General features: G+C 49.7%; 24 protein-coding genes. 17 read left to right on the top strand and 7 right to left on the bottom strand.

Annotated features, from left to right (window positions below; all coding sequences use genetic code 11):
• Positions 1–124 precede the first annotated feature (124 nt).
• From dapA to ypfH, 6 genes are all read left to right on the top strand, one after another.
• The gene (gene dapA / locus BMX14_RS09680) at positions 125–1003 is read left to right on the top strand and encodes a 4-hydroxy-tetrahydrodipicolinate synthase (protein ID WP_092676142.1); all 879 of its coding nucleotides are present in this window, start codon (positions 125–127) and stop codon (positions 1001–1003) included.
• A gap of 14 nt (positions 1004–1017) precedes the next feature.
• Positions 1018–2049 carry an outer membrane protein assembly factor BamC gene (gene bamC / locus BMX14_RS09675; RefSeq protein WP_092676139.1) on the top strand — a complete coding sequence of 344 codons (1032 nt, stop codon included), beginning with the start codon at positions 1018–1020 and terminating at the stop codon, positions 2047–2049.
• A 143-nt stretch (positions 2050–2192) separates the two neighbouring features.
• Positions 2193–2906, top strand: coding sequence for a phosphoribosylaminoimidazolesuccinocarboxamide synthase (purC, locus tag BMX14_RS09670; RefSeq protein ID WP_092676448.1), 714 nt, complete (start codon positions 2193–2195; stop codon positions 2904–2906).
• Between the two features lie 143 nt (positions 2907–3049).
• Positions 3050–3922 carry a KPN_02809 family neutral zinc metallopeptidase gene (gene ypfJ / locus BMX14_RS09665; protein ID WP_092676136.1) on the top strand — a complete coding sequence of 291 codons (873 nt, stop codon included), beginning with the start codon at positions 3050–3052 and terminating at the stop codon, positions 3920–3922.
• A gap of 5 nt (positions 3923–3927) precedes the next feature.
• Entirely contained in the window at positions 3928–5889 is a 1962-nt protein-coding gene (locus tag BMX14_RS09660; RefSeq protein WP_092676133.1) for a tRNA(Met) cytidine acetyltransferase TmcA, read from the top strand.
• 26 nt (positions 5890–5915) lie between these two features.
• Positions 5916–6620 carry an esterase gene (gene ypfH, locus BMX14_RS09655; protein ID WP_092676130.1) on the top strand — a complete coding sequence of 235 codons (705 nt, stop codon included), beginning with the start codon at positions 5916–5918 and terminating at the stop codon, positions 6618–6620.
• Between the two features lie 43 nt (positions 6621–6663).
• Here ypfH and BMX14_RS09650 read toward each other — a convergent pair whose 3' ends face one another.
• The 3 genes from BMX14_RS09650 to BMX14_RS09640 are packed head-to-tail and all read right to left on the bottom strand — an operon-like array spanning position 6664 to position 8376.
• On the bottom strand, positions 6664–6855 hold the full coding sequence (locus BMX14_RS09650; protein ID WP_048912403.1) for a YpfN family protein: 192 nt from the start codon (positions 6853–6855) through the stop codon (positions 6664–6666).
• A gap of 10 nt (positions 6856–6865) precedes the next feature.
• The gene (dapE, locus tag BMX14_RS09645; RefSeq protein WP_092676128.1) at positions 6866–7993 is read right to left on the bottom strand and encodes a succinyl-diaminopimelate desuccinylase; all 1128 of its coding nucleotides are present in this window, start codon (positions 7991–7993) and stop codon (positions 6866–6868) included.
• Between the two features lie 2 nt (positions 7994–7995).
• Entirely contained in the window at positions 7996–8376 is a 381-nt protein-coding gene (locus BMX14_RS09640; RefSeq protein WP_092676125.1) for an ArsC family reductase, read from the bottom strand.
• Positions 8377–8751: 375 nt separating this feature from the next.
• Here BMX14_RS09640 and ansP point away from each other — a divergent pair, with 375 nt between their 5' ends.
• Entirely contained in the window at positions 8752–10221 is a 1470-nt protein-coding gene (gene ansP, locus BMX14_RS09635; RefSeq protein ID WP_092676122.1) for an L-asparagine permease, read from the top strand.
• 78 nt (positions 10222–10299) lie between these two features.
• On the opposite strand, the gene ampH is transcribed toward ansP, so the two are convergent.
• The 3 genes from ampH to amiA all read right to left on the bottom strand — a co-directional run bounded on the left by ampH (position 10300) and on the right by amiA (position 13389).
• Positions 10300–11436, bottom strand: coding sequence for a D-alanyl-D-alanine-carboxypeptidase/endopeptidase AmpH (ampH, locus tag BMX14_RS09630; protein ID WP_092676119.1), 1137 nt, complete (start codon positions 11434–11436; stop codon positions 10300–10302).
• 143 nt (positions 11437–11579) lie between these two features.
• Positions 11580–12488 carry an oxygen-dependent coproporphyrinogen oxidase gene (hemF, locus tag BMX14_RS09625; RefSeq protein ID WP_092676116.1) on the bottom strand — a complete coding sequence of 303 codons (909 nt, stop codon included), beginning with the start codon at positions 12486–12488 and terminating at the stop codon, positions 11580–11582.
• A 37-nt stretch (positions 12489–12525) separates the two neighbouring features.
• Complete coding sequence (gene amiA / locus BMX14_RS09620) at positions 12526–13389, bottom strand: N-acetylmuramoyl-L-alanine amidase AmiA (protein ID WP_092676113.1); 864 nt, start codon at positions 13387–13389, stop codon at positions 12526–12528.
• Between the two features lie 172 nt (positions 13390–13561).
• On the opposite strand from amiA, the gene BMX14_RS09615 reads away from it, so the two are divergent.
• The 10 genes from BMX14_RS09615 to BMX14_RS09570 all read left to right on the top strand — a co-directional run bounded on the left by BMX14_RS09615 (position 13562) and on the right by BMX14_RS09570 (position 22065).
• A complete protein-coding gene (locus BMX14_RS09615; RefSeq protein WP_092676111.1) occupies positions 13562–13987 on the top strand; it encodes a GNAT family acetyltransferase in 426 nt (141 codons plus the stop codon).
• 9 nt (positions 13988–13996) lie between these two features.
• The gene (locus BMX14_RS09610; protein ID WP_092676108.1) at positions 13997–14431 is read left to right on the top strand and encodes a DUF2919 family protein; all 435 of its coding nucleotides are present in this window, start codon (positions 13997–13999) and stop codon (positions 14429–14431) included.
• A gap of 76 nt (positions 14432–14507) precedes the next feature.
• Positions 14508–15122: an RpoE-regulated lipoprotein gene (locus BMX14_RS09605; RefSeq protein ID WP_092676105.1), complete on the top strand. Its 615-nt coding sequence runs from the start codon at positions 14508–14510 to the stop codon at positions 15120–15122.
• A 125-nt stretch (positions 15123–15247) separates the two neighbouring features.
• The gene (gene cysP / locus BMX14_RS09600; RefSeq protein WP_092676102.1) at positions 15248–16258 is read left to right on the top strand and encodes a thiosulfate ABC transporter substrate-binding protein CysP; all 1011 of its coding nucleotides are present in this window, start codon (positions 15248–15250) and stop codon (positions 16256–16258) included.
• Positions 16255–17088, top strand: coding sequence for a sulfate/thiosulfate ABC transporter permease CysT (gene cysT / locus BMX14_RS09595; protein WP_092676100.1), 834 nt, complete (start codon positions 16255–16257; stop codon positions 17086–17088). The genes cysP and cysT overlap by 4 nt, the downstream gene beginning before the upstream one ends.
• Positions 17088–17933, top strand: a complete 846-nt coding sequence (cysW, locus tag BMX14_RS09590) for a sulfate/thiosulfate ABC transporter permease CysW (protein ID WP_092676098.1) — start codon at positions 17088–17090, stop codon at positions 17931–17933. The genes cysT and cysW overlap by 1 nt, the downstream gene beginning before the upstream one ends.
• Positions 17923–18999 (top strand): sulfate/thiosulfate ABC transporter ATP-binding protein CysA, encoded by a 1077-nt coding sequence (gene cysA / locus BMX14_RS09585; protein ID WP_092676095.1) that lies wholly within the window; start codon positions 17923–17925, stop codon positions 18997–18999. Before cysW ends, cysA begins: the two co-directional genes overlap by 11 nt.
• An 84-nt stretch (positions 19000–19083) precedes the next feature.
• On the top strand, positions 19084–19977 hold the full coding sequence (gene cysM, locus BMX14_RS09580; RefSeq protein ID WP_092676092.1) for a cysteine synthase CysM: 894 nt from the start codon (positions 19084–19086) through the stop codon (positions 19975–19977).
• 79 nt (positions 19978–20056) lie between these two features.
• The gene (locus tag BMX14_RS09575) at positions 20057–20737 is read left to right on the top strand and encodes a response regulator transcription factor (RefSeq protein WP_092676089.1); all 681 of its coding nucleotides are present in this window, start codon (positions 20057–20059) and stop codon (positions 20735–20737) included.
• Positions 20734–22065 carry an ATP-binding protein gene (locus BMX14_RS09570; RefSeq protein ID WP_092676086.1) on the top strand — a complete coding sequence of 444 codons (1332 nt, stop codon included), beginning with the start codon at positions 20734–20736 and terminating at the stop codon, positions 22063–22065. The genes BMX14_RS09575 and BMX14_RS09570 overlap by 4 nt, the downstream gene beginning before the upstream one ends.
• Before the next feature lie 36 nt (positions 22066–22101).
• Here BMX14_RS09570 and crr read toward each other — a convergent pair whose 3' ends face one another.
• Positions 22102–22605: a PTS glucose transporter subunit IIA gene (gene crr, locus BMX14_RS09565; RefSeq protein WP_092676084.1), complete on the bottom strand. Its 504-nt coding sequence runs from the start codon at positions 22603–22605 to the stop codon at positions 22102–22104.
• Between the last annotated feature and the right edge of the window lie 18 nt (positions 22606–22623).

Below are 22623 nucleotides of genomic sequence, written 5' to 3'. Positions count from 1 at the left end.
TTTGCTAATTATCTTAAGGTAAACATAAAAAAAACTGCTGACAAGCAGTTGAGTGCATTCACTGTCTTGCTTTTAGTGTGATGGACACCTTACCATGAAGACCTTGGGAAATGAGGGGATAGCTATGTTTACCGGAAGTATTGTTGCACTCGTCACACCGATGGACGAAAACGAGCAAGTTTGTGAGAGCAGCCTTAAAAAATTAATCGACTACCACATTGACAGTGGCACTTCTGCAATCGTTGCCGTTGGCACGACAGGTGAATCGGCAACCTTAACCCACGATGAGCACATTGATGTGGTCCTCCGCACCGTCGAATTAGCAGACGGACGCATCCCAGTCATTGCTGGAACCGGTACAAACGCTACCGCTGAAGGTATTGCACTGACACAGCGTTTAGAGAAAAGTGGCGTAGTTGGCTGTTTGACCGTTGTGCCTTATTATAACCGCCCAACACAAGAGGGAATGTTCCAGCATTTTAAAGCGATCGCACAGAGTACCGATTTGCCGCAATTACTTTATAATGTGCCCGGGCGGACAGGCTGTGATATGTTGCCTGAAACGGTCGCACGTCTTGCCGAAATAAAAAATATTATCGGAATTAAAGAAGCGACAGGGAACTTATCTCGCGTTAGTCAGATCCAAGCGTTGACCAAAGAAGATTTTATTTTACTTAGTGGTGATGATGAAACAGCGTTAGACTTTATGCAGTTGGGGGGGCAGGGCGTTATTTCAGTAACCTCGAATGTGGCAGCGCGCGAAATGGCACAACTTTGTGCTCTGGCCGCCGCGGGACACTTTACTGAGGCACGTGCCTTAAACCAGCGACTCATGGCGCTTCATCAGCACTTATTTTATGAACCAAATCCTATCCCAGTGAAATGGGTGGCTAAACAGCTGGGATTGATCGCAAATGATACCTTGCGTCTGCCTATGACACCGTTATCGGCGACTTCAGAGCCGATACTGTTACAGGCGATTCGTGATGCAGGACTGCGATAAGTTAGGGAGATTTAATGGCTTACTCAGTTAAAAATTCGGCGGTAGTAAAAGTTGCTGGATTATCCGTCGCAATGTTACTAGCGGGTTGTTCACATGATCAACACTACAAGCGCGAAGTGAATGGTAATGAAGAGTATCTCGATGCGCCAGCACTGAGCCAACTGAACGTTCCACAAGGGATGATCCTTCCGCTCGAATCCGCAAACTATGCCGTTCCGCAAGGACGTGCGCAAGGGGCAGTTGGTAAGCAATTAGATATTCGCCCACCAGTACAGGCATTGTCTTTGCTTAACGGTAGTCGCGCGCAGTTCCAAGGCTCGACCGGACTGCTGCAAATTGCCAATACGGGAACATCTTTATGGGGACAAACGGTCGCGGCTCTGCAAGCGAATAAGTTTGCGATTGCTCAACAAGATGATGCACGTCAGCAACTCACCACGGATTGGATTTCTTGGAATCGCCAAGATGAAGATCACCAATACCGTGGACGTTACCAAGTCGCTGTCGTCGCCCAAGGCTACGAGCAAACCCTAATGGTGAAACCTATTGCCTTAGAACAGAAAGGCCAAGCGGTAACCAGTAACACTGAAATTCAGCGTTATACCGCTCAGTTACTTAACGATATTTCCGCGCAGCTGAATACCGCAGAAACGGATCGTCGGAATGCGGCAGCCGCTAATCGCGTAGGTAGCGTTGATGTGCAAAGTGGTGCGGACGAGACAGGGCTACCTAACTTAATCGTGCGTGCCCCGTTCGATGTAACGTGGCAGCGTCTTCCTAAAGCATTACCCCTTGCAGGGATGACGGTGTCTGACAGCAATCGCGCAGACGGTAGCTTGCAGCTTAGTTACAGTAATCTGAGCAGCAGCCAATGGGCCGCACTGGGTGCGAAAGATCCTGATTTAGCAGAAGGTAAATACAAGCTGCAAGTCGGTGATCTCGATAACCGCAGTAGCCTACAGTTTATCGATCCCAAGGGACATATCCTGACGCAATCGCAAAATGATGCGTTGGTCGCTGTCCTACAAGCCGCCTTAAATAAATAAATGTGTCTCAGGCCGGAAATTTCCGGCCTTTTTTTATTTTATTTTGGCATAATAGCGCCCAGCAAGGTAAACGATTGCGTAGTGATGAATTCTGGCGCTATGCAGAGTCATTTTCAGAGTCGACCATGAGTGGAGTTAACAAGATGCAAAAGCAAGCTGAGCTGTATCGCGGAAAAGCAAAAACAGTGTATAGCACCGACAACCCGGACCTGCTAATTCTGGAATTCCGCAACGATACATCAGCCGGAGACGGAGCGCGTATTGAGCAGTTTGACCGTAAAGGCATTGTCAATAATAAATTTAACCATTTTATTATGGAAAAATTAGCACAAGCCGGTATCCCAACGCAGATGGAAGCGTTACTGTCAGACACTGAAGCCCTTGTGAAAAAACTCGATATGGTGCCTGTGGAATGCGTTGTCCGTAACCGTGCAGCGGGCTCGCTGGTCAAGCGTTTAGGCGTTGAAGAAGGGATGATCTTAAATCCGCCGCTTTTCGACCTGTTCCTGAAAGACGATGCCCACCATGATCCGATGATCAACGAATCCTATTGCGTCACCTTCGGCTGGGTGAGTCCTGAACACCTTGCGCGTATGCGTGAATTGACACTTAAGGCCAACCAAGTTTTGACGGACTTGTTTGATCAAGCGGGTCTAATCCTAGTCGATTTCAAACTCGAGTTTGGACTGTTTAATGGTGAGGTGGTGCTGGGTGATGAATTCTCCCCTGACGGTGCTCGCCTGTGGGATAAAGAAACATTAGATAAAATGGATAAAGATCGTTTTCGCCAAAGCCTAGGTGGCATGGTCGAAGCCTATGAAGTGGTCGCTCAACGGCTTGGTGTTACACTAGATTAATGATTTATGCACTCGCTATGCTTCGGCGAGTGCTCTCTTCCCCACCCATTCCCCTAAAGCAACTTTAGTTTTTCTACTGGTTATCTCTGCGTACTGCGATTACTATTTATTATTATACGATAATAGAGATGGAGAGGTGTGCTATGCGTTGGCAAGGACGTAGAGAGAGTGACAATGTAGAAGATCGTCGTAGTGATAGTTCAACGCCGACCGGCGGTGGTTCAGGTTTTCGCATCCCAGCGGGTAAGGGCGGTATCGTACTCTTAATCGTGGTGGTGGTGGCGGGCTACTATGGTTACGACTTAACGCCATTACTCGGCGGCGGTGGTGGGCAAAGCACCTCTGTGAGCCAGTCGCACACGCCAGCCCCTGCAAATAGCGACGATGCGCAAGCCGCTAAATTTACCTCAGTGATCCTCGCCTCGACAGAAGACACCTGGAGTGAAATCTTCCAAAAAATGGGCAAGCAGTACCAAGCGCCAAAATTGGTGATGTACCGTAATGCGACACGAACGGGATGCGGGACTGGGCAATCGGTCATGGGACCGTTTTACTGTCCAACCGATAAAACAGTGTATATCGATCTCTCTTTCTATGACGAGATGAAAAATAAACTGGGCGCAGGCGGAGATTTTGCCCAAGGCTATGTGATCGCCCACGAAGTTGGCCATCATGTTCAAAACCTACTCGGTATTGAAAGTAAGGTCCGTCAACAAATGCAGCAAGGCTCACAAACCGATGCTAATCACCTCTCTGTTAAACTCGAACTTCAAGCTGACTGCTTTGCCGGGGTTTGGGGTCATTATATGCAGCAGAAAGAGGTCCTAGAAACGGGCGATCTACAAGAAGCGCTTAATGCGGCACAAGCAATTGGGGACGATAAGCTTCAGCAGCAGAGTCAAGGACGTGTTGTACCCGATAGCTTTACCCATGGTACCTCGCAGCAACGTTATAGCTGGTTTAAACGTGGATTCGATAGTGGCGAACCGGGCCAATGTAATACCTTTGCCGGATAGTGAGTATGCCGTCTGCGTTTATCGCTGAACAAATGCGTCGCAAGGGGTTGCGGCGCATTTGCGTTATAAGCGGCTCACCGCCATTTCGTGACACCGCGACCCAACAGTGGCAATCGGCGTTTCCCGGTGACTGGCTTCGCGTCACGACGGCTCCTGCGGGGCATACCGATGAGCATTTGGCTCAGCGTGCGCGGCAATTTTTGGGTCAGGAATGGCTTCATGCCATATACGATGCGTCGCAAGGCCTTCATTTAGAGACATTCGCCGCGCTGGCCGGCACCTTAGTGGCGGGCAGTTGGCTGATTCTGTTATTACCAGAATCCTCTTCGCAACAGCCGATCATTGACGTCGATAGCCTGCGTTGGGCTGAGTGCGAGCAGCCGATCGCGACACCCATCTTTTATCGCCATCTTTGGCGTCAATTACTCCGCGACAGCAACCATCTTATCTGGCGTGAGGGTGAGCCAAGACCGCAAGATCGTCCACTCACGATGGCCGATTGGACGCCGCAAGGCGGGGCACAGCAACAAGCGATTATTGAAGAGTTACTGTGTTTACCTGAAGGGAATTGTATTGTGACTGCCCCACGGGGTCGCGGAAAATCTGCTCTAGGGGGGATGCTAGCCGCCTTGCAGCCCCCCTGTTTAATAACGGGGCCTGCTAAAGTGGCTACCGCCGTGATGGCGCGCCACGCGGGTGAGCACTACCATTTTCGGGCGCCTGACGCCATTTTAGCGGCAGAAGATCCCGGATCTTGGCAATGGTTGATTATCGATGAGGCCGCATCGCTACCGACCCCACAGCTGCAAGCCTTGATCACTCGCTTTCCTCGGTGTCTATTACTTACGACCACGGAGGGGTACGAAGGCACCGGACAGGGCTTTTTATTGAAGTTCGGTGCATCGGGGGTGGTAACTAAGCATTTTACCCTGAAGACGCCGCAGCGCTACTCGGTTGGCGATCCATTGGAAAGCTTTATCGAACGGTTACTAGTGTTACGCGATCTTCCTTCCTCTACCGTAACACGATCACCATCGCTAACGTTGCGCGCTTATCAGCCGGCAGATTGGTCCCAGTATCCAACTTTAGCAACCAGTACCTTTCAGCTGTTGCAAGCGGCGCACTATCGCACCACGCCGGTAGATTTACGCCGTATGATGGACGCCCCACACTGTGGTTATTGGCAAATGGTCGAGGGTGAGCATTGTTATGGCGCGCTAGGATGGGTTGAGGAAGGCGAGCAATCTGCTGAGCTTGCCCACGCCGTATGGCGTGGCGAAAGGCGGCCAAGGGGGAATCTAGTCGCGCAGTCGTTAGCCGCCCATAGTCGATTCCCGGAGGCGATGTTGTTGGCGAGTCGACGAATTAGTCGACTTGCAGTCAGCCAACCGCTGCGCCGTGAAGGAATCGGCAGTCGATTGGTCCATGCCCTTCGGGAAAATAGCCAAGATAAAGATTTTCTCTCTGTTAGCTTTGGTTACACGCCGGAATTGTGGCACTTTTGGCAGCGTTGTGGTTTTCAAATGGTGAGAATGGGCACTCAACGTGAAGCTAGCAGTGGGTGTTATGCCGCGATGGCAATTTACCCGTTAACACCTGCGGGTCAGCAGCTATGTAAACAGGCCGTGGCTCATTTCCACCGAGACTGGCCAATACAGCAAGCCCGTTACTCGCCAGAGCTATCGCTAGGTGAATGGCCATCAGAAGACGCCTTATTTTCGCAACAAGACTATGAAGAACTGGTCGGATTCGCGCAAGCACATCGCCCGTTAAGTGTGAGTTTCCCAGCACTCTGGCGGGCACAACAACGTTATCCCCATGTAGAGTGTGGGCAATATCTGCAGCATTGTTTACAGCGTTCACAGCTTCCGGCGGGCTGGAGTCGTAAACTGTGGCTGCTACAATTACGCCGTGAAACGGCAGATTTTTTAACACTTTTACCTGAGAGTTCGGGGCAACCTACTTAGGGTTTATCGCCAGTGAGAGGTCATTTATGGCACATATCGATTATGTAATGGTTCAGCAAGGCAGCGGGCCTCAGCCACAACTTTTTGTATTATTCCATCGCAGCGGTGACGATCCCCGCTCGATGGCTGAAATTGGTCAATGGTTTGCCAAAGACTTTCCTGCTGCCTTTGTGGTGTCGGTAGGAGCCCCTATTCCACTGACTCAGGGGGGGAGCGCGTGGTTTATCGATGAGGAGCCAGAAGCTTCTACCACTCGAACGCAGCAGAAAATTGATCAGATTATGCCCCTGTTTACGCAAACGATTCGTGAATGCCAAAAGCAGTGCGGGGTTAGCCCGGAGGCTACGGCATTGATTGGCTTTTCACAAGGTAGTGTGATGATCCTTGAAGCACTGAAAAGTGAAGAGTTACTGGCAGGACGAGCGATTATTTTTAGTGGCCGCTATAATAGCGCGCCAGAAGTGGCGTCTCTGAATACCACGATTCACTTGATTCACGGTGATGATGACGAGCAGATCCCATTAATTCATGCGGTGAACGCCGAGCAGTGGCTAAATGAAGCGGGGGGAGATGTGACATTGGATATTATTGATGAACTCCCCCATGCCATCGATGAGCAGGGGATAGCTATCGCGCTGAAACATTTAAAAGAGACCATCCCGCAACGCTATTTCGATGAAGCCTCGCAAGGGCAAGCGCCGGATAACGACGATGTGATCCCCATGATCTAACTGAATAGGGACTGCGGTCATCCCGCAGTCCACGAATGGCGGCCTATTTTTTCTTTGGCCAATCATCCTCTTCGTCATCCCACTTATCGTTAAAATCACGATGCGGCGGTAACTTGGGTTTATTATCTAAGTATTTTTTGACATCAACGCGCTTTAAATCTTTATACACATTGACTAATAATCCCACCATAAACAGGATGATTAATACCCACCAATACTCTTTTACCCATTCCATGTAAGGCTCCTTAGGTCAGCAATAACTGCATAATCCGTTGATACATTCGGCTGAGGGTTTGTAGGTCGGCGGCACTCACGCATTCATTAATTTTATGAATGGTGGCATTGACCGGCCCTAACTCAACGACTTGAGTCCCCATTCTGGCAATAAAACGTCCATCAGAGGTTCCCCCGTTCGTGAGTAACTCTGGCTTAATTTCATTATAGTGCTGAACGGCGTCAACGACAGCCTCTACTAATGCGCCTTTTGCCGTTAGGAAGGGTTGACCGGATAAATTCCACTCTAAGGTATAGCGCAGCTGGTGGCGATCAAGCAGGTTAGCGACTGCTTCGCGAATTTGTTGGTCGGTCAATTCGGTGCTGAAGCGGAAATTAAATTGTACGAATAAGTCGCCCGGGATCACATTATTACTGCCAGTACCGGCCTGAATATTGGCGATTTGCATACTGGTAGGCGGGAAAAATTCATTTCCTTGATCCCATTCCGTTGCCGCCAACTCAGTTAGAGCTGGGAGCGCGCGATGGACAGGGTTATCCGCGAGATGAGGATACGCGACATGCCCTTGTACGCCATGCACGGTCAAGTTTGCGGTAATTGAACCACGGCGGCCATTTTTGACGACATCGCCGACACGCTCGGTACTTGAGGGTTCACCGACTAAGCAGTACTCCACACGCTCTTGTCGAGCCATTAATTGCTCAACCACTTTGACTGTGCCATTGATACCACTTGCCTCTTCGTCGGAGGTGATCAAAAAGGCTAGCCGTCCTGTATGGTGAGGATGTTGTTCAACGAAGCGTTCAGCCGCCACGACCATGGCGGCTAAGGAGCCTTTCATATCGGCGGCACCGCGACCAAACAGGAGTCCATCGCGAATAGCGGGCTCAAACGGAGGGTTAATCCATTGGCGCTCATCGCCAACAGGGACGACGTCGGTATGGCCGGCGAAGGCGAGCGTTTGACCTTGACCGCGAGTGGCCCAGAAATTTTGGGTATCGCCAAAATGCATCGGTTCGATATGAAAGCCAATCGCTTCAAGGCGAGCGATAAGTAACGCTTGGCAGCCCGCATCATTAGGGCTTAAGGATGGGCAACGTATAAGTTGTTGGGCAAGCTCGATGACCGGGCAAAACATGTTTAGCGCCCTCCCTGTATAAAGCTTGACCATACGGCGGTATCGAAGCCAACCAGCATTTCTCCATCCTCTCGTACCAATACTGGGCGCTTAATGACAGCGGGGTGCTCAAGCATGATTTGACGGGCCGCTGCCGGATCGGAAGCACTTTGTTTTTGCTCATCAGAAAGCGAACGCCAGGTGGTCCCACGAGTATTAAGCAAAGCCTTGACCCCCAGACCTTGAATCAGTTGGTCCAGTAGTGTTTCATCTAACCCTTGTTGGCGGAAATCATGATAAGCGGCATCGATAGGGAATTCAGCGAGGAATTTACGCGCTTTTCTCACGGTATCACAGGTTTTAATGCCATATAGGGTTAGGGTCGGTGCGGTTACTTGAGTCATGAGACAGTACTACCTAATTATTAAGTCAAAAGATCACGGGTAATCAAGGATAATGCCGCATTTAGCCAGCATTTTCTACCCTTCTGGGAGGTTGGTAACAATTATCGCGAGGTGTTTTGATATAGCCAGATAAACCGTGAACAACCTCATGAATTTATACAATCCTTTTTGTAAATAAAAGATGTTATATTTCAACAGTATATATCCATTTTGCGCCAAATGGGCAAACGTTAACGTAGATTAATTCTTTACAGGGCTTTACGAATTCAGCGTCTTACAGGTAGGATTCATCACCCTCTGGAGATATTCGCCAATTTTCACCTGTGCTAATGCGGTAGAGGGGATTTGCTGTAGAAGTGGACAAACAGGAAACCTATGAAAAATACAAAAAAAACAGCGGCTGATTTACAGCACGCCAGACGTAAGTGGTTAAACTCCCATGACTCCGGATATCGCAAGGAGATGGGGAACCGACAAGTACAGATGATAGCCATTGGCGGAGCAATTGGTACTGGGCTTTTTCTTGGCGCAGGGGCACGATTACAACTCGCGGGGCCAGCCCTCGCACTGGTCTATTTGGTCTGTGGTATCTTCTCATTTTTTATCTTACGCGCATTAGGAGAATTGGTTCTGCACCGCCCTTCAAGCGGCAGTTTCGTCTCTTACGCTCGTGAGTTTATGGGTGAGAAAGCCTCCTATGTCGCAGGGTGGATGTACTTTGTTAACTGGGCAATGACCGGCATCGTGGATATCACCGCCGTTGCCCTCTATATGCACTATTGGGGAGCCTTTGGCGATATCCCACAATGGGTCATTGCCTTAGGCGCACTGGCGATTGTGGGTACCATGAATATGGTCGGGGTCAAATGGTTTGCGGAGATGGAATTCTGGTTCTCCTTAATCAAGGTCTTGGCCATCGTTGTTTTCTTAGTCGTGGGGGTGGTCTTCTTAGGAAGCGGCAAGCCGCTAGACGGTAACACGACAGGATTCCACCTGATCTCTGATAACGGAGGCTTCTTCCCGCATGGGATAATGGCTGCCTTTGTCTTGGTGCAAGGGGTCGTATTCGCCTTCGCGTCAATCGAGTTAGTCGGTACCGCGGCAGGGGAGTGTAAAAACCCTAAAATCATGGTACCTAAAGCGATTAATAGTGTGATATGGCGGATTGGTCTGTTCTATGTCGGATCTGTGGTTTTACTCGTTCTGTTACTTCCATGGAATGCCTATCAAGCAGGTCAGAGTCCTTTCGTGACCTTCTTCAGTAAATTAGGTGTGCCGTACATTGGCAGTATCATGAACATCGTGGTATTAACGGCGGCATTATCGAGCCTTAACTCGGGGCTGTACTCCACCGGACGTATCTTACGTTCAATGTCGATGGGCGGTTCAGCACCACGCTTTATGTCGAAAATGAGTCGCCAGCAGGTGCCTTATGCGGGAATTTTAGCCACGATAGTGATCTACATCTTCGGTGTGGTACTGAACTATTATGTTCCAAGCCAAGTGTTCGAAATCGTTCTAAACTTTGCCTCGCTAGGGATCATCAGTTCCTGGGCCTTTATCGTGCTGTGTCAGCTGCGTCTACGCAAAGCGATTCGCGAAGGTAAAGCGGAAGATATTTCCTTTAAACTCCCGGGCGCGCCCTTTACTTCTTGGTTGACACTGCTGTTTCTAGCGAGCGTGTTAGTGCTAATGGCTTTCGATTATCCTAACGGGACTTACACTATTGCATCAGTACCGCTGATTATAATTCTATTAATCATCGGTTGGTTTGGGGTGCGTAAACGTGTTCACGAAGTATCGTTACGTGAGCAGCAACATATCTCGGCGCATCACGACAAGTAAAATAGCAGGGGATAACTCTGGGTAGTCAGAATGTTGAAACGGTGTCGTCAGTCACGACACCGTTTTTTTTGCGAGGAATTAACGGTTATTCACCAAGGCCGTGACGAGCTGGTTAGCGCCTTGGCTCATTGGGGTAAAATGACTGCCTGGCGCACGGGCAACGGCGATAAAGACCCCGACATTACTGCGTGGGTCCATCACGATATAGGTCATGAAACCGCCGCCGCCGCCGGTTTTTTCCACCAGAGCGGGTTGACTACCCATCGCATTCATATGTACCCACCCTAATCCTAATCCGCTGGCAGGGCCAGCAACGTCCATGCCGTTCATCCGCACTAATTGGCTACGCGGATACACCACGCGCTGTAAAGTACTGGCGAGCGGAGAACGAGGCCTGATTGAACTGGAAAAGAATTGCTGCATCCAGCGTTCCATATCATCCGCAGTCGAATAGAGGCCCCCACTGCCAATCGCGGCGAGAGTATTGTTACAAGGGCTAGCATGGTCGCGCGGAATGATTAATCGACGACACTGATCGGGGGAAGGGGTAAAGGTCGTATCTTTCATTCCCAAAGGGCGAGTAATCAACGATTGCACTAACTGAGGGTATGGCTTACCGCTGGCGCGGCTGAGCGCATCGGCTAAATAATCAAAGCCCAAATTCGAGTAGGCGGCGACAGTACCGGGGATCGCTTTCAACTCCGCATGCTGTAGCCACTGCCAGCGCGAGGATTTTTCCGGCCAGATAAAGACAGGGCGATTTGCGCGTCCGCCCGGCATCTCGCGGGGAAGTCCTGCCGTATGGGTAGCAAGATTTTGTAACTTAATGGTGTAGCCGCGAAAAGAGGGGACGGTCATCCCTTTCGGCGCATAGTTGCTTAACGGATCGGAAAGCTTGACGACGCCCTGTTGGTCCAGTTTGACCAAGGTTTCGCTGGTAAAAAGCTTACTGATGGAGGCAAGGCGGAAAACGCTCTCCTTCGTCGGGCGAACACCGCTTCCGCGACGGGTTTCCCCGGCACTGGTGAAATAGTGTTGGTTGCCATCAATAACCACCATCGTCATACTGGCGGCTGCGGTTTGTTGAAAAATTTGTTGTGCGTAGCGCTGCACAATATCGGCGCTGACTTGCGGAGCGACTCTCGGGGCAGCAAAGCTGGTACTGGTTGCAGAGATAACAAGCGTTGCAACGAAGGATAAAGTGAGTTTTTTCAAGGGAGAGCGTCCATACACAGTGAATAAAAAGTCAGTGCTGATAATAGCGGGTTTACACCGGTGTTATTAGAAAAAGGATTAACTATTATGTTTCTTTTTATAAGCAATGATGATGACTCGATGTGCGACACCGAGCCATTGCCTTATAGCCAGTCACGAACTGTCAAAAAGTGTTCGGTCAGTCTCGCTTCCGGCGAGCCAGCTTGTGCTTGATAATCATATTCGAAGCGGACAAGCGGTGGCATCGACATCAAAATGGATTCAGTACGTCCACCACTTTGGATACCAAACAAGGTGCCACGGTCCCACAACAGATTAAATTCCACGTAACGTCCACGCCGATAAAGCTGGAATTGGCGCTCGCGCTCGCCGTAAGGGGTGGGGTGGCGTTTCTCAACGATGGGCAGGTAAGCCTCCAAAAAGCCCAACCCTACCGCTTGGGTAAACGCAAAACAGTGCTCGAAACTCGGCGTATTCAGATCATCAAAGAATAACCCACCAATTCCGCGTTGCTCGTTACGATGGCGTAAGAAGAAGTATTCGTCACACCACTTTTTATACCTCGGGTAGACCTCTTCACCGAATGGGCGGCATAAGTCTGCAGCGGTCTTATGCCAATGTTGGGCATCCTCGTCAAAACCGTAAAAGGGGGTCAAATCAAACCCGCCACCAAACCACCACACTGGCTCTGCATCGGGTTTTTCTGCAATGAAAAAGCGGACGTTGGCATGGCTGGTCGGGACATAGGGATTGTTGGGGTGAATGACTAATGACACCCCCATGGCTTGGAAGCTACGTCCGGCTAATTCAGGGCGATGCGCGGTCGCTGAAGCAGGCATTTGGTCGCCATAGACATGGGAAAAATTAACGCCTGCCTGTTCGAACAGTTTACCTTGGGTGAGGACGCGAGTGCGTCCGCCGCCGCCTGCTTCTCGAACCCAGTCATCTTCGAGGAAAGAAGCGTGGCCATCGAGATCGGCTAATCGTTGACATATCGTGTCTTGTAACGACAGGAAGAACTGTTTTACTTGCTCAATTGTTTGCGTACTCATGATCTCTTTTTACAACCTTCGTTGAACATTAAGTGAATCAACTGACTCGGCGATTACGTCGTTGCTGTTCATTATAAAAGTTGACGATACCATCAGAAATAGCCCCAGCAATTTTTTTACGAAAAGCCGTGGTGCCAAGCAGTTTCTCTTCACCTGGATTAGTGATAAACGAGGTTTCAACTAATACAGACGGGATAGAAGGGGACTTTAATACGGCAAATGCGGCCTGTTCGGTATGTTGGCTATGCAAGTGGTGCACGGGACGAATGGTATCTAAAACGTGTTTTCCCAGAGTCAGGCTATTTTTAATGGTATCGGTTTGAACTAAATCGAATAAAATTTGCTGTAAGTATTGGTCTTTCTGCTGCACTTTTAGGCCGCCTACGGCATCGGCATTATTTTCGCGATCAGACAGGTAGCGAGCCATCGCACTGCTGGCACCGCGGTTAGAGAGAGCAAAGACCGAGGCCCCACGCGCTGAGGGATCGGTATAGCCGTCGGCATGGATCGACATAAAGAGCGACGCGCCATGTTGCGAAGCAATTTCGACGCGTTGATAGAGCGGAATGAAATGGTCACTGTCGCGGGTTAACCGGGCTTCAATATGCGGGTGGCGACTTAGTAATTGACGTACCGTGTTAGCAATTTCCAACACCACGTGTTTTTCCATCGAGCCCTCTTCACCGACTGCCCCCGAATCGATTCCCCCGTGGCCGGGGTCGAGCATGACAATAAATTTACCCGAGTTACTCTTTTTTGCTGCCGAATGACGTTGACGAGAAACCGGGATCCGCGACTCTTCGGCCAGTACGGCGCGGGGTGAGAGCACTGCCAACGCAAGACCGGAAAAGAGTAATTGGCGGCGATTGACTAATTGTTTCAGAGAGGCCAATTTTTTCATTAGTTTCAGATCCGTGAAGAGTTAATGAGAATTACTATTAATAATAAGGTTATATAATAACATTAGCCATATTGCTAACATTGAAATATTTCAGCCTTTTACTGAGTATTGCCTTTTCTAACACCCTAACTCACACGCATAATAGTTTGTTTTCGCCAAGGGGGAGTCAAAAATGGAAATTCGTGTTTTCGAACAACAAGATATCGATGAGGTCATTACGCTGTGGGAGCGCTGTGATTTACTACGTCCTTGGAATGATCCCGAACTCGATATCGAACGTAAATTACGCCACGATGCTGACCTTTTTCTCGTCGTTGTGCTCTCCGGGCAGATCGTAGGCAGTGTGATGGGGGGATACGATGGTCACCGTGGCTCGGCCTATTACCTCGCGGTACACCCTGATTATCAAGGCCGTGGCTTTGCCAATGCACTGATGAATCGTTTAGAAAAAAAGTTGATTGCTCGAGGCTGTCCCAAACTCAATCTCCAAATTCGTGATGATAATGATGTGGTACTGGGTTTCTATGAAAAATTAGACTACGAAATTAACGAAGTCACCAGTCTCGGAAAACGCTTAATTGAAGATCGTGAATATTAATGCCAGCTAATGATGGAAGATTTCGATATCGAAGGTGAGGGGATAGCCGCCCCTTTACCCTTTTTGCTGTGGGCTATCTTGCTGTATCAAGCGCGGGCTTGGATATTGCTGGTAATGGCGGGGGCATCTCGACAACAAGGCGATACACTCTTACGTCTTTTTGTGCCAGAAACCTCGACTTTTTATGTTGGTTTAGTCATGGGCTTACCGGCGCTTATTTGTATGATGTTGAGTGGTTATCGCCAGCGCTTTCCTCGTGGTTGGCGAGTTTGTCGCGTGAGCGTAATCATTAGTGGTGCGCTGCTCTGTGCTTGGCAATTAAGCCAGTGGAACAGAGAGGCTCTCGAAAGCTCGCCGCTGTTACTGATATTGACACTATTTGACCTATTAACCGAAGCCGCCTTACTGACGATGGGCCGCTTAAAACGGTGTTTCAAACAATAAAAAACCGGTCTACAGTAAACTTTTTACGTGAAGATCACTCCTAGTAGCACTGATCAGAAATGCAAGAGGATTTGAAATGAAAGCGTTACCCTGCGCACTGCTTGCCAGTGCGGTATTGCTCAGCGGCTGTGCGGGTTCCAGCCATCAGACTGACACTTCAAGCAGTAGCGTCCATTGGTGGAATCCATTGAGCTACACCTGGTCATCCGCACTCCCCTGGAACTGGTTTGGCTCCTCAGTCGCCGTGAGCGAGGAAGGGGTGGGGAAAATTACTCGCTCAACCCCTTTTAATGCCGAGGCAATTAGTGATGGTATTGGTAGCGATTACCGTATCCGCCAAGGAATGGGGACGCGTAACGGCCAAATTGAAAGCTATATCCAAGCGATGAAAGATCAACAGGTGGCGATGACTTTTTATGGTGATGGCACGGTGAATAACATCAGTGTGTCGGATTCCGGTGTGGGTACGCCTAAGGGCATCGCATTTGGTGCACCGTTCTCAGCCCTGTTTCAGAAAGCTTACGGTAACTGCCAACCGGGCCGTGATAGCCAGCATGTGCAGTGTAAAGTCCCGAATAGCCAACACTTAGAGGTTATCTACCAAGGCGAGTTCAGCGGTCCTTCCGGTATTATGCCTGCCGATGCCACGCTCAAGCAGTGGACACTCTCTGAAATCCTTTGGCACGCCTAATCATTATATATTTTTTAGCAATTACACAGCAGTAATCGGTATATAAAACCATTACTGCTTTTTTATCCTTGTTAATACACTGAGAACTTCTAGATTGACTGAGGTTGAGATTGGAATTTTCAGGTATGAAGAGACGCTATAGATCATCGGTGGTGGGCCTATTACTGCTTGCTGCACCGTCTGCCTTTCCTGCTCAATTACTCAATAGCTCCTACGATGTGTCACGCGAGCTGTATGAACAATTGAATCCGGTGTTTATTCAGCAATGGAACACTCAACATCCACAAGATAAACTGACGATCCATCAATCGCATGGTGGCTCGTCCAAACAAGCGCTCGCATTATTGCAAGGGATGCGTGCCGATGTGGTGACCTTCAACCAAGTGCCCGACGTCCAGATTCTGCATGATCGAGGGCAACTGATCCCCAGCAATTGGCAACAACGGTTGGCCAATAACAGCTCACCTTACTATTCAACCATGGCCTTGGTTGTACGTCGCGGTAATCCCTTGCATATCGCAGACTGGCAGGATGTAGTTAAGCCGGGCGTAAAGCTTATCTACCCTAATCCTAAGACCTCGGGTAACGGTCGCTATGCCTGGTTGGCTGCATGGGGAGCGTTAAGTTTCTCTCATGATCAAGACGTCTCAGCGGTGCGTAAAGCGATGCGTCAGTGGGTAATAAACACGCAGGTAGCCGATATTGGTGGACGCGGGGCAACCCAAAGCTTTGTGAATCAGAAGTTGGGCGATGTGCTAATCACTTTTGAAGCGGAAGCTCGGGCCTTGCAACAGCATTATCCTGACCAACACTACCAAGTTATTATTCCGCGAACTAATATTAAAGCGGAATTCCCTGTCACATGGCTTGATCGTAATACTGAACGCGATCATTCAACCGCTGTGGCAAAAGCTTATCTACATTTTCTTTACCAATCTGAGGCGCAAAATATCTTAACGCGTTTTTATTACCGTACCTATCACGCCACACCTAGCATTGTGGCGCAGCAACATTTTGCGCCCATTCACTTTTTCACGGTTGAACAGCAGTTTGGCTCATGGCAGCAAGCCATGCAGTCGCACTTTGCACCGCAAGGGGAGTTCGATACATTGCAGGCAGCAGGATCATCACTATGATTTTTTCACGTCAACGTCGCGTTTTACCCGGGTTTGGTCTGAGTCTCGGTACCAGCCTATTCTTTACCTGCTTGATTTTACTGTTACCGGTCAGCGCGTTATTGATGCAGTTATCGCATATGACGTGGGCAGAATATTGGCGGGTAATTAGCGATCCTCAATTGGTGGCCGCCTACAAAATAACGCTGTTATCGGCGGCGGTTGCGTCAGTGTTTAACGCCGTGTTTGGGACGTTGATGGCGTGGGTCTTAACGCGCTATCGCTTTCCAGGTCGTACATTTCTGGATGGTTTGATGGATCTGCCTTTTGCGTTACCGACTGCCGTCGCCGGTTTAACGCTTGCGGGGTTATTCTCGTCAAACGGTTGGTACGGCCATTGGCTGGCGGAGCACGGTATTAAGGTCACTTACACTTGGTTGGGGATTGCTGTCGCCATGGCTTTTACCAGTATCCCCTTTGTGATCCGCACGGTTCAGCCCGTATTAGAAGAGCTTGGCCCAGAGTATGAAGAAGCCGCCGAAACCTTGGGCGCAAGGCCTCGTCAGGCTTTCTTCAAGGTTATTTTACCCGAAATTGCGCCATCGCTGCTTGCGGGTACCGCGCTCTCTTTTACCCGCAGTCTGGGAGAATTTGGTGCCGTTATCTTTATCGCCGGTAATATTGCTTGGAAGACGGAGGTTATCTCATTACTGATTTTTGTTCGCCAGCAAGAGTTCGATTTCCCCGCATCAAGCGCTATCGCCTCCGTGATTATGGGCGCGTCTTTACTTCTGCTCTTTACCATCAATACATTACAGAGTCGCTACGGGCGTCGTTTAGGGGGTAAATAATGACTGGATCATCACGCCCTTGGACGAAGTGGATACTGATCGCCTTAGCGCTGCTCAGCGCCGCACTCTTCCTGTTGGTGCCATTAATCTATATTTTCTGGCAGGCCCTTAGCGAAGGGGTAGGGGTTGCCTTACATAATCTGCATGACAGTGATATGTTGCACGCAATTTGGCTGACGGTGCTGATTGCGTTGATCACCGTACCGGTAAACCTTATTTTTGGGACCTTACTCGCGTGGTTGGTCAGCCGTTTTAATTTCCCGGGTCGGCAATTCTTGTTGACCTTGTACGATATTCCCTTTGCGATTTCACCGGTAGTGGTAGGTTTGCTCTATCTGCTATTTTGGGGGATCAACGGCCCTGCGGGGAGCTGGCTGGATGCACATAATATTCAAGTGATGTTTACCTGGCCGGGAATGGTATTGGTCACTATTTTCGTCACCTGCCCGTTTGTGATCCGAGAGTTGGTGCCAGTGATGCTAAGCCAGGGAAGCCAAGAGGATGAAGCGGCGATTTTGCTGGGGGCCAATGGCTGGCAGATGTTTCGTCGTGTGACCTTACCGAACATCCGCTGGGCATTGCTGTACGGCGTAGTCCTTACCAACGCGCGAGCGATTGGTGAGTTTGGCGCGGTATCAGTGGTATCTGGGGCGATACGCGGCGAAACCTATACCCTTCCTTTACAAGTAGAACTCTTGAACCAAGATTACAATACCGTCGGGGCTTTTACTGCGGCGGCGTTACTCGCTATGATGGCGATGATCACCCTATGTTTAAAAAGTGTACTGCAATGGCGCTTAGAACGTCAGCAGCACGGCGCACAGGCAGGCGAAAATGAGCATTAATATTAACCAGATTTCTAAATCCTTTGGTCACACTCAGGTACTGAACAACATCAGTCTCGATATCCCTTCTGGCGAGATGGTGGCGTTACTTGGGCCGTCTGGTTCGGGAAAAACCACGCTACTGCGTATTATTGCTGGGTTGGAAAATCAGAATGCCGGGGAGATCCTATTCCACGGACGCGATGTTAGCCAAGTCCACGCTCGTGATCGGCAGGTGGGATTTGTTTTCCAACATTATGCGCTGTTTCGCCATATGAACGTATTCGATAACATTGCCTTCGGACTGACCGTGATGCCGCGTAAAACGCGACCGAGTAAAGCGGTGATCCGTGAAAAGGTGATGAAACTGTTGGAGATGGTGCAGCTTAAGGAGTTCGCTAAACGCTATCCTGCCCAACTCTCTGGTGGGCAAAAACAGCGTGTAGCCTTAGCACGCGCCTTGGCGGTAGAACCTGCAATATTATTGCTCGATGAGCCGTTCGGCGCTCTGGACGCACAAGTACGTAAAGAGCTGCGTCGTTGGCTACGCCAGTTGCACGAAGAGCTGAAATTCACCAGCGTCTTTGTGACGCATGATCAAGAAGAAGCCATGGATGTCGCCGACCATGTCGTGGTCATGAGCCAAGGGAATATCGAACAACATGGCACCCCCCAGCAAGTCTGGCAGCAGCCAGAAAGCCGCTTTGTGCTGGAGTTTTTAGGTGAGATTAACCGACTGCCCGCAACGGTTTCTGGGCAGTCGCTCCAGGTGGGGGGGCATCAGTGGCAACTCAGTCAATCTTACGGTGCACAGGGCAATATCGACCTGTTTCTCCGGCCTTGGGAACTGACATGGTCAACGCAGCCCGATGCGTTGCATCGACTGCCGGCGACAGTGCTTGAAGTGACGCCTCGCGGGCATTTTTGGCAACTCAGCTTAGACGCGGAGGGCGTAGCAATAGACCCTCTCTCCGCCATTAGTCAAACCGTGGTGGCTCCGGAGCGGGGAAGCACGGTCTATCTGAATTTGGTCCAAGCGCGGGTTTACCAACAAGACAATCTCTTAGCGCCACTTGCCTTTGATTAACTGTACTGATAATTTCAAGGCTAGCATTGCCATCAGCCTAGGTTTTTACCTAGGCTGATGGCGTTTAAGCGATAGGAAAAATACGTGACCACCTTAGAAAGCACGATAGGTAACACGCCCTTAGTCCGGTTACAGCGCCTGCCCGCTGCCGGGGCGGGTGAAGTGTGGGTTAAACTCGAAGGTAACAATCCAGCGGGATCGGTGAAGGACCGCGCAGCCTGGTCTATGGTGCGACAGGCCGAACGTCGAGGCGTGATCTCTCCTGGCGATACCTTGATTGAGGCAACCAGCGGCAATACCGGTATTGCGCTCGCCATGATTTGCGCGTTATTGGGTTATAAGCTGAAACTATTGATGCCCGATAATATGAGTATTGAGCGTCAAGCGGCGATGCAAGCCTACGGGGCTGAATTAATTCTGATCGATCAAGCGAAGGGAATGGAGTATGCGCGTGATACCGCACAAAGCTTAGCGAAGCGAGGCGAGGGGATAGTATTAGACCAGTTCAATAATCCAGATAACGCGCTCGCCCATTACCAGACGACAGGCCCAGAAATTTGGCAACAGACCGCGGGGCGGATCACCCACTTCGTTTCCAGTATGGGAACAACGGGCACCATTAGCGGCACAGGCCGTTATCTTAAGCAGCAAAATTCAGCGATCCAGGTGGTGGGATTACAACCTGCCGCGGGGAGTCAAATTGCCGGTATTCGCCACTGGGAGGGGGTTTACCAGCCGACTATTTATCAGCCGCAATGGGTCGATGATATTGTGATGATGACGCAAGAGCGGGCGGAACATTCGGCGCGAGCCTTAGCACAGCAAGAAGGGATCTTCGGTGGAATAAGTTCTGGTGCTGCAGTATCGGCAGCGCTCAGTCTTGCGGAATTACATCCTGAGCGGGTCGTCGTAGCCATAGTCTGTGATCGCGGTGATCGCTACCTGTCTACAGGTGTTTTCAATCAATCGGCCAGTTGAAGCGTAATTATTGTGTAAAACTAACAGAATCTCGCCAGAAAAGACGTCATTATACGTAAAGTGAGTTAGAGGCCAGAATATGAAAATTTTATTAGTTGAAGACGATCAAGAGTTAGGACAGATGCTGAGCCAATACTTGGCTGGCGAAGGGATGAACACCGATGTGGTCACGCACGGTAAGCGTGCCTTGGAGGTGATTAATCAAACACATTACGATGCGATGATCTTAGATATCATGCTGCCTGATATCAGTGGAATTGAAGTGTTACGTCAGGTACGTCAGTACCACCGCTTACCCATCATTATGCTCACCGCGAAAGGGGAAAATATCGACCGGGTGATTGGGTTAGAGATGGGGGCCGATGATTATATGCCTAAGCCGTGTTACCCAAGAGAGCTTGTCGCGCGCTTACGCTCGGTAATGCGTCGTTTTGAAGAGATCCCCGTCGCGCCTATCGATAACCAACCGCTCGTCTTGAAAGAGTTAGTGCTTAATCCAGCCATGCGTTCCGTGACGTGGCAGCAGCAACCCATCGATCTCACCGCGTCTGAATTTAATCTGCTCGAACTATTATTAGTGGCAGGGGACCGTGTGGTGTCTAAAGACGAACTGTCGGAGAAAGCGCTAGGTCGTACGCGCGAGGCTTATGACCGCAGTGTCGATGTGCATATTAGTAATATTCGTCAGAAAATTGCAAAAACCACCCACGACCAAATCTTTATCGAAACCGTGCGCAGTATTGGTTACAAAATTCGATGAACCAACGTTATCCAAGGCGATTATTCACCAAGATGCTGGTGGCTTTTCTATTTGTATTTCTGTTGATAAGCCAAGTAATCTGGTTAGGATTTTCGCTTTTTGCCCATGATGACTCGCCGTTTGCGAGACAACAGCGCAGTTTACAACAAGTGCAACTGGCGTCTATCAGTGGGTTACTGGCGCACTCGTCAGGACCTGCAGCGGTACAAGCTCTCGTTGAAAGTTGGGAACCCAATGTTAGACCTCAGGTGAGCTTTTCTCCTGCCCCTAACACGCCGACGACCATTTATGCTGAAGATCGTGGTGTACCCACCATCCTTAGCCAGCAGCTGAGGGATAACGCGGGTCATCGCTATCAGGTTGTGCTGGATTACAATGGATTGGATCGCTTTTATGAACGCGGCCATCACTCGTGGCACGATTCATTACATATTCCGACGCCGATTATGTTCTTTGCACCCTTTCTTGGCATTTTCTTTAGCTTACTTTTAGCCTGGAATATGACACGTCCGATAAGGCAGTTGCGGGAAGGATTTGCTAAAGTTTCACGTGGTGATCTATCGGTACGACTATTTCCCGCCATGAAGCGGCGTTATGACGAATTGTCGATTGTTGCGAAGGACTTCGATGCGATGGTTGAACGTATCGATGTATTAGTCAAAGCCCGCGAGGCGTTGCTGCATGATATCTCCCATGAACTTCGTACGCCCTTGGCGCGAGTGCAGCTCGCGGTAGGTTTAGCTCGACAAAGTGAATCGAATATCCCTCAATCGCTTGATCGTATCGATCTTGAGACCGAGCGGCTCGACAAAATGATCGGCGAACTGCTGACCCTGTCACGCGCAGAACACGACGGCATCGATATTGAGCAATACTTCGATTTTATCACGCTTCTTGAAGCGATTCTGGTTGATGTACGCTACGAAGCTCAACAGCCGCAAGTCGATGTAGTCGCCCATTACGATAGCCTAAAGTCGGTAACGGTCCGAGGCAATGCCGAGCTAATCCGTCGTGCTATCGAGAACGTGTTACGCAATGCCTTACGCTATTCAACACAGGGGCAGGTGATTGTCGTGAAAGTAGAGGTCGATCGCGATACGCTACTACTCACCATTTGTGACAGTGGGCCGGGCGTGGCGGAGGAGAAAATGTCGAGTATTTTTGACCCCTTTGTTCGCCTACAATCTTCGCTTTCTGGCAAGGGCTATGGATTAGGATTAGCGATTGTGCGCAAAGTGATTACGGCACACCATGGTCAAGTGTCGGCGTCGAATCGTCAGGAAGGTGGGCTTAAAATCTCGATACGCTTGCCACGGTGGCCGGAGTAAAAAAAAAGCTCATCCAAGGATGAGCTTTTTTTATCACTATTTCTGAATCCGCATAATCGGTGTTTCGCCGACCGTAACGTGTCCCGATAGTTTTGACAGGGACTTGATCTCATCCATGTTGGAAATGACGACTGGGGTCAGCGTTGATTTCGCTTTCGCTTCAAGAAAGGCAAGATCGAATTCGATGATAGGGTCACCTTTCTTAACCTTTTGTCCTTCCTCTGCGAGACGCTTGAAGCCTTCGCCTTTTAACTCAACGGTATCGATACCGAAGTGTACGAACAACTCGATGCCGTTATCCGACTCGATAGAGAAGGCGTGGTTAGTTTCGAAAATTTTACCAATTGTTCCCTCGACTGGGGCCACAATTTGGTTACCGTTAGGACGAATGGCGATACCATCACCTACGATTTTTTCAGCGAAAACAACATCCGGTACATCTTCGATATTGACAATTTCGCCTGAAAGCGGTGCAACAATTTCAATGTTGCTTGAATCGCTATCCGATTTGTCGCCAAAAAGTTTAGAAAACAATCCCATGATCTTCTCCTAAGCAAT

It is taken from the genome of Rosenbergiella nectarea (assembly GCF_900111105.1).
GTDB classification, from domain to species: Bacteria; Pseudomonadota; Gammaproteobacteria; order Enterobacterales; family Enterobacteriaceae; genus Rosenbergiella; species Rosenbergiella nectarea.
This window is presented reverse-complemented; position numbering and strand designations above follow the sequence as displayed.

What these genes read in the sequence shown, in the direction of transcription:
- purC (WP_092676448.1), top strand. Translation starts at nt 2,193, where the DNA reads ATGCAAAAGCAAGCTGAGCTGTATCGCGGAAAAGCAAAAACAGTGTAT.
- cysA (WP_092676095.1), top strand. Translation starts at nt 17,923, where the DNA reads ATGAGCATTAATATTAACCAGATTTCTAAATCCTTTGGTCACACTCAG.
- ypfH (WP_092676130.1), top strand. Translation starts at nt 5,916, where the DNA reads ATGGCACATATCGATTATGTAATGGTTCAGCAAGGCAGCGGGCCTCAG.
- BMX14_RS09575 (WP_092676089.1), top strand. Translation starts at nt 20,057, where the DNA reads ATGAAAATTTTATTAGTTGAAGACGATCAAGAGTTAGGACAGATGCTG.
- BMX14_RS09650 (WP_048912403.1), bottom strand. Translation starts at nt 6,855, where the DNA reads ATGGAATGGGTAAAAGAGTATTGGTGGGTATTAATCATCCTGTTTATG.
- cysT (WP_092676100.1), top strand. Translation starts at nt 16,255, where the DNA reads ATGATTTTTTCACGTCAACGTCGCGTTTTACCCGGGTTTGGTCTGAGT.
- amiA (WP_092676113.1), bottom strand. Translation starts at nt 13,389, where the DNA reads ATGAAAAAATTGGCCTCTCTGAAACAATTAGTCAATCGCCGCCAATTA.
- crr (WP_092676084.1), bottom strand. Translation starts at nt 22,605, where the DNA reads ATGGGATTGTTTTCTAAACTTTTTGGCGACAAATCGGATAGCGATTCA.
- ansP (WP_092676122.1), top strand. Translation starts at nt 8,752, where the DNA reads ATGAAAAATACAAAAAAAACAGCGGCTGATTTACAGCACGCCAGACGT.
- hemF (WP_092676116.1), bottom strand. Translation starts at nt 12,488, where the DNA reads ATGAGTACGCAAACAATTGAGCAAGTAAAACAGTTCTTCCTGTCGTTA.
- cysP (WP_092676102.1), top strand. Translation starts at nt 15,248, where the DNA reads ATGAAGAGACGCTATAGATCATCGGTGGTGGGCCTATTACTGCTTGCT.
- BMX14_RS09640 (WP_092676125.1), bottom strand. Translation starts at nt 8,376, where the DNA reads ATGACTCAAGTAACCGCACCGACCCTAACCCTATATGGCATTAAAACC.
- dapA (WP_092676142.1), top strand. Translation starts at nt 125, where the DNA reads ATGTTTACCGGAAGTATTGTTGCACTCGTCACACCGATGGACGAAAAC.
- dapE (WP_092676128.1), bottom strand. Translation starts at nt 7,993, where the DNA reads ATGTTTTGCCCGGTCATCGAGCTTGCCCAACAACTTATACGTTGCCCA.
- ypfJ (WP_092676136.1), top strand. Translation starts at nt 3,050, where the DNA reads ATGCGTTGGCAAGGACGTAGAGAGAGTGACAATGTAGAAGATCGTCGT.
- BMX14_RS09615 (WP_092676111.1), top strand. Translation starts at nt 13,562, where the DNA reads ATGGAAATTCGTGTTTTCGAACAACAAGATATCGATGAGGTCATTACG.
- BMX14_RS09605 (WP_092676105.1), top strand. Translation starts at nt 14,508, where the DNA reads ATGAAAGCGTTACCCTGCGCACTGCTTGCCAGTGCGGTATTGCTCAGC.
- BMX14_RS09610 (WP_092676108.1), top strand. Translation starts at nt 13,997, where the DNA reads ATGATGGAAGATTTCGATATCGAAGGTGAGGGGATAGCCGCCCCTTTA.
- BMX14_RS09570 (WP_092676086.1), top strand. Translation starts at nt 20,734, where the DNA reads ATGAACCAACGTTATCCAAGGCGATTATTCACCAAGATGCTGGTGGCT.
- BMX14_RS09660 (WP_092676133.1), top strand. Translation starts at nt 3,928, where the DNA reads ATGCCGTCTGCGTTTATCGCTGAACAAATGCGTCGCAAGGGGTTGCGG.
- cysW (WP_092676098.1), top strand. Translation starts at nt 17,088, where the DNA reads ATGACTGGATCATCACGCCCTTGGACGAAGTGGATACTGATCGCCTTA.
- bamC (WP_092676139.1), top strand. Translation starts at nt 1,018, where the DNA reads ATGGCTTACTCAGTTAAAAATTCGGCGGTAGTAAAAGTTGCTGGATTA.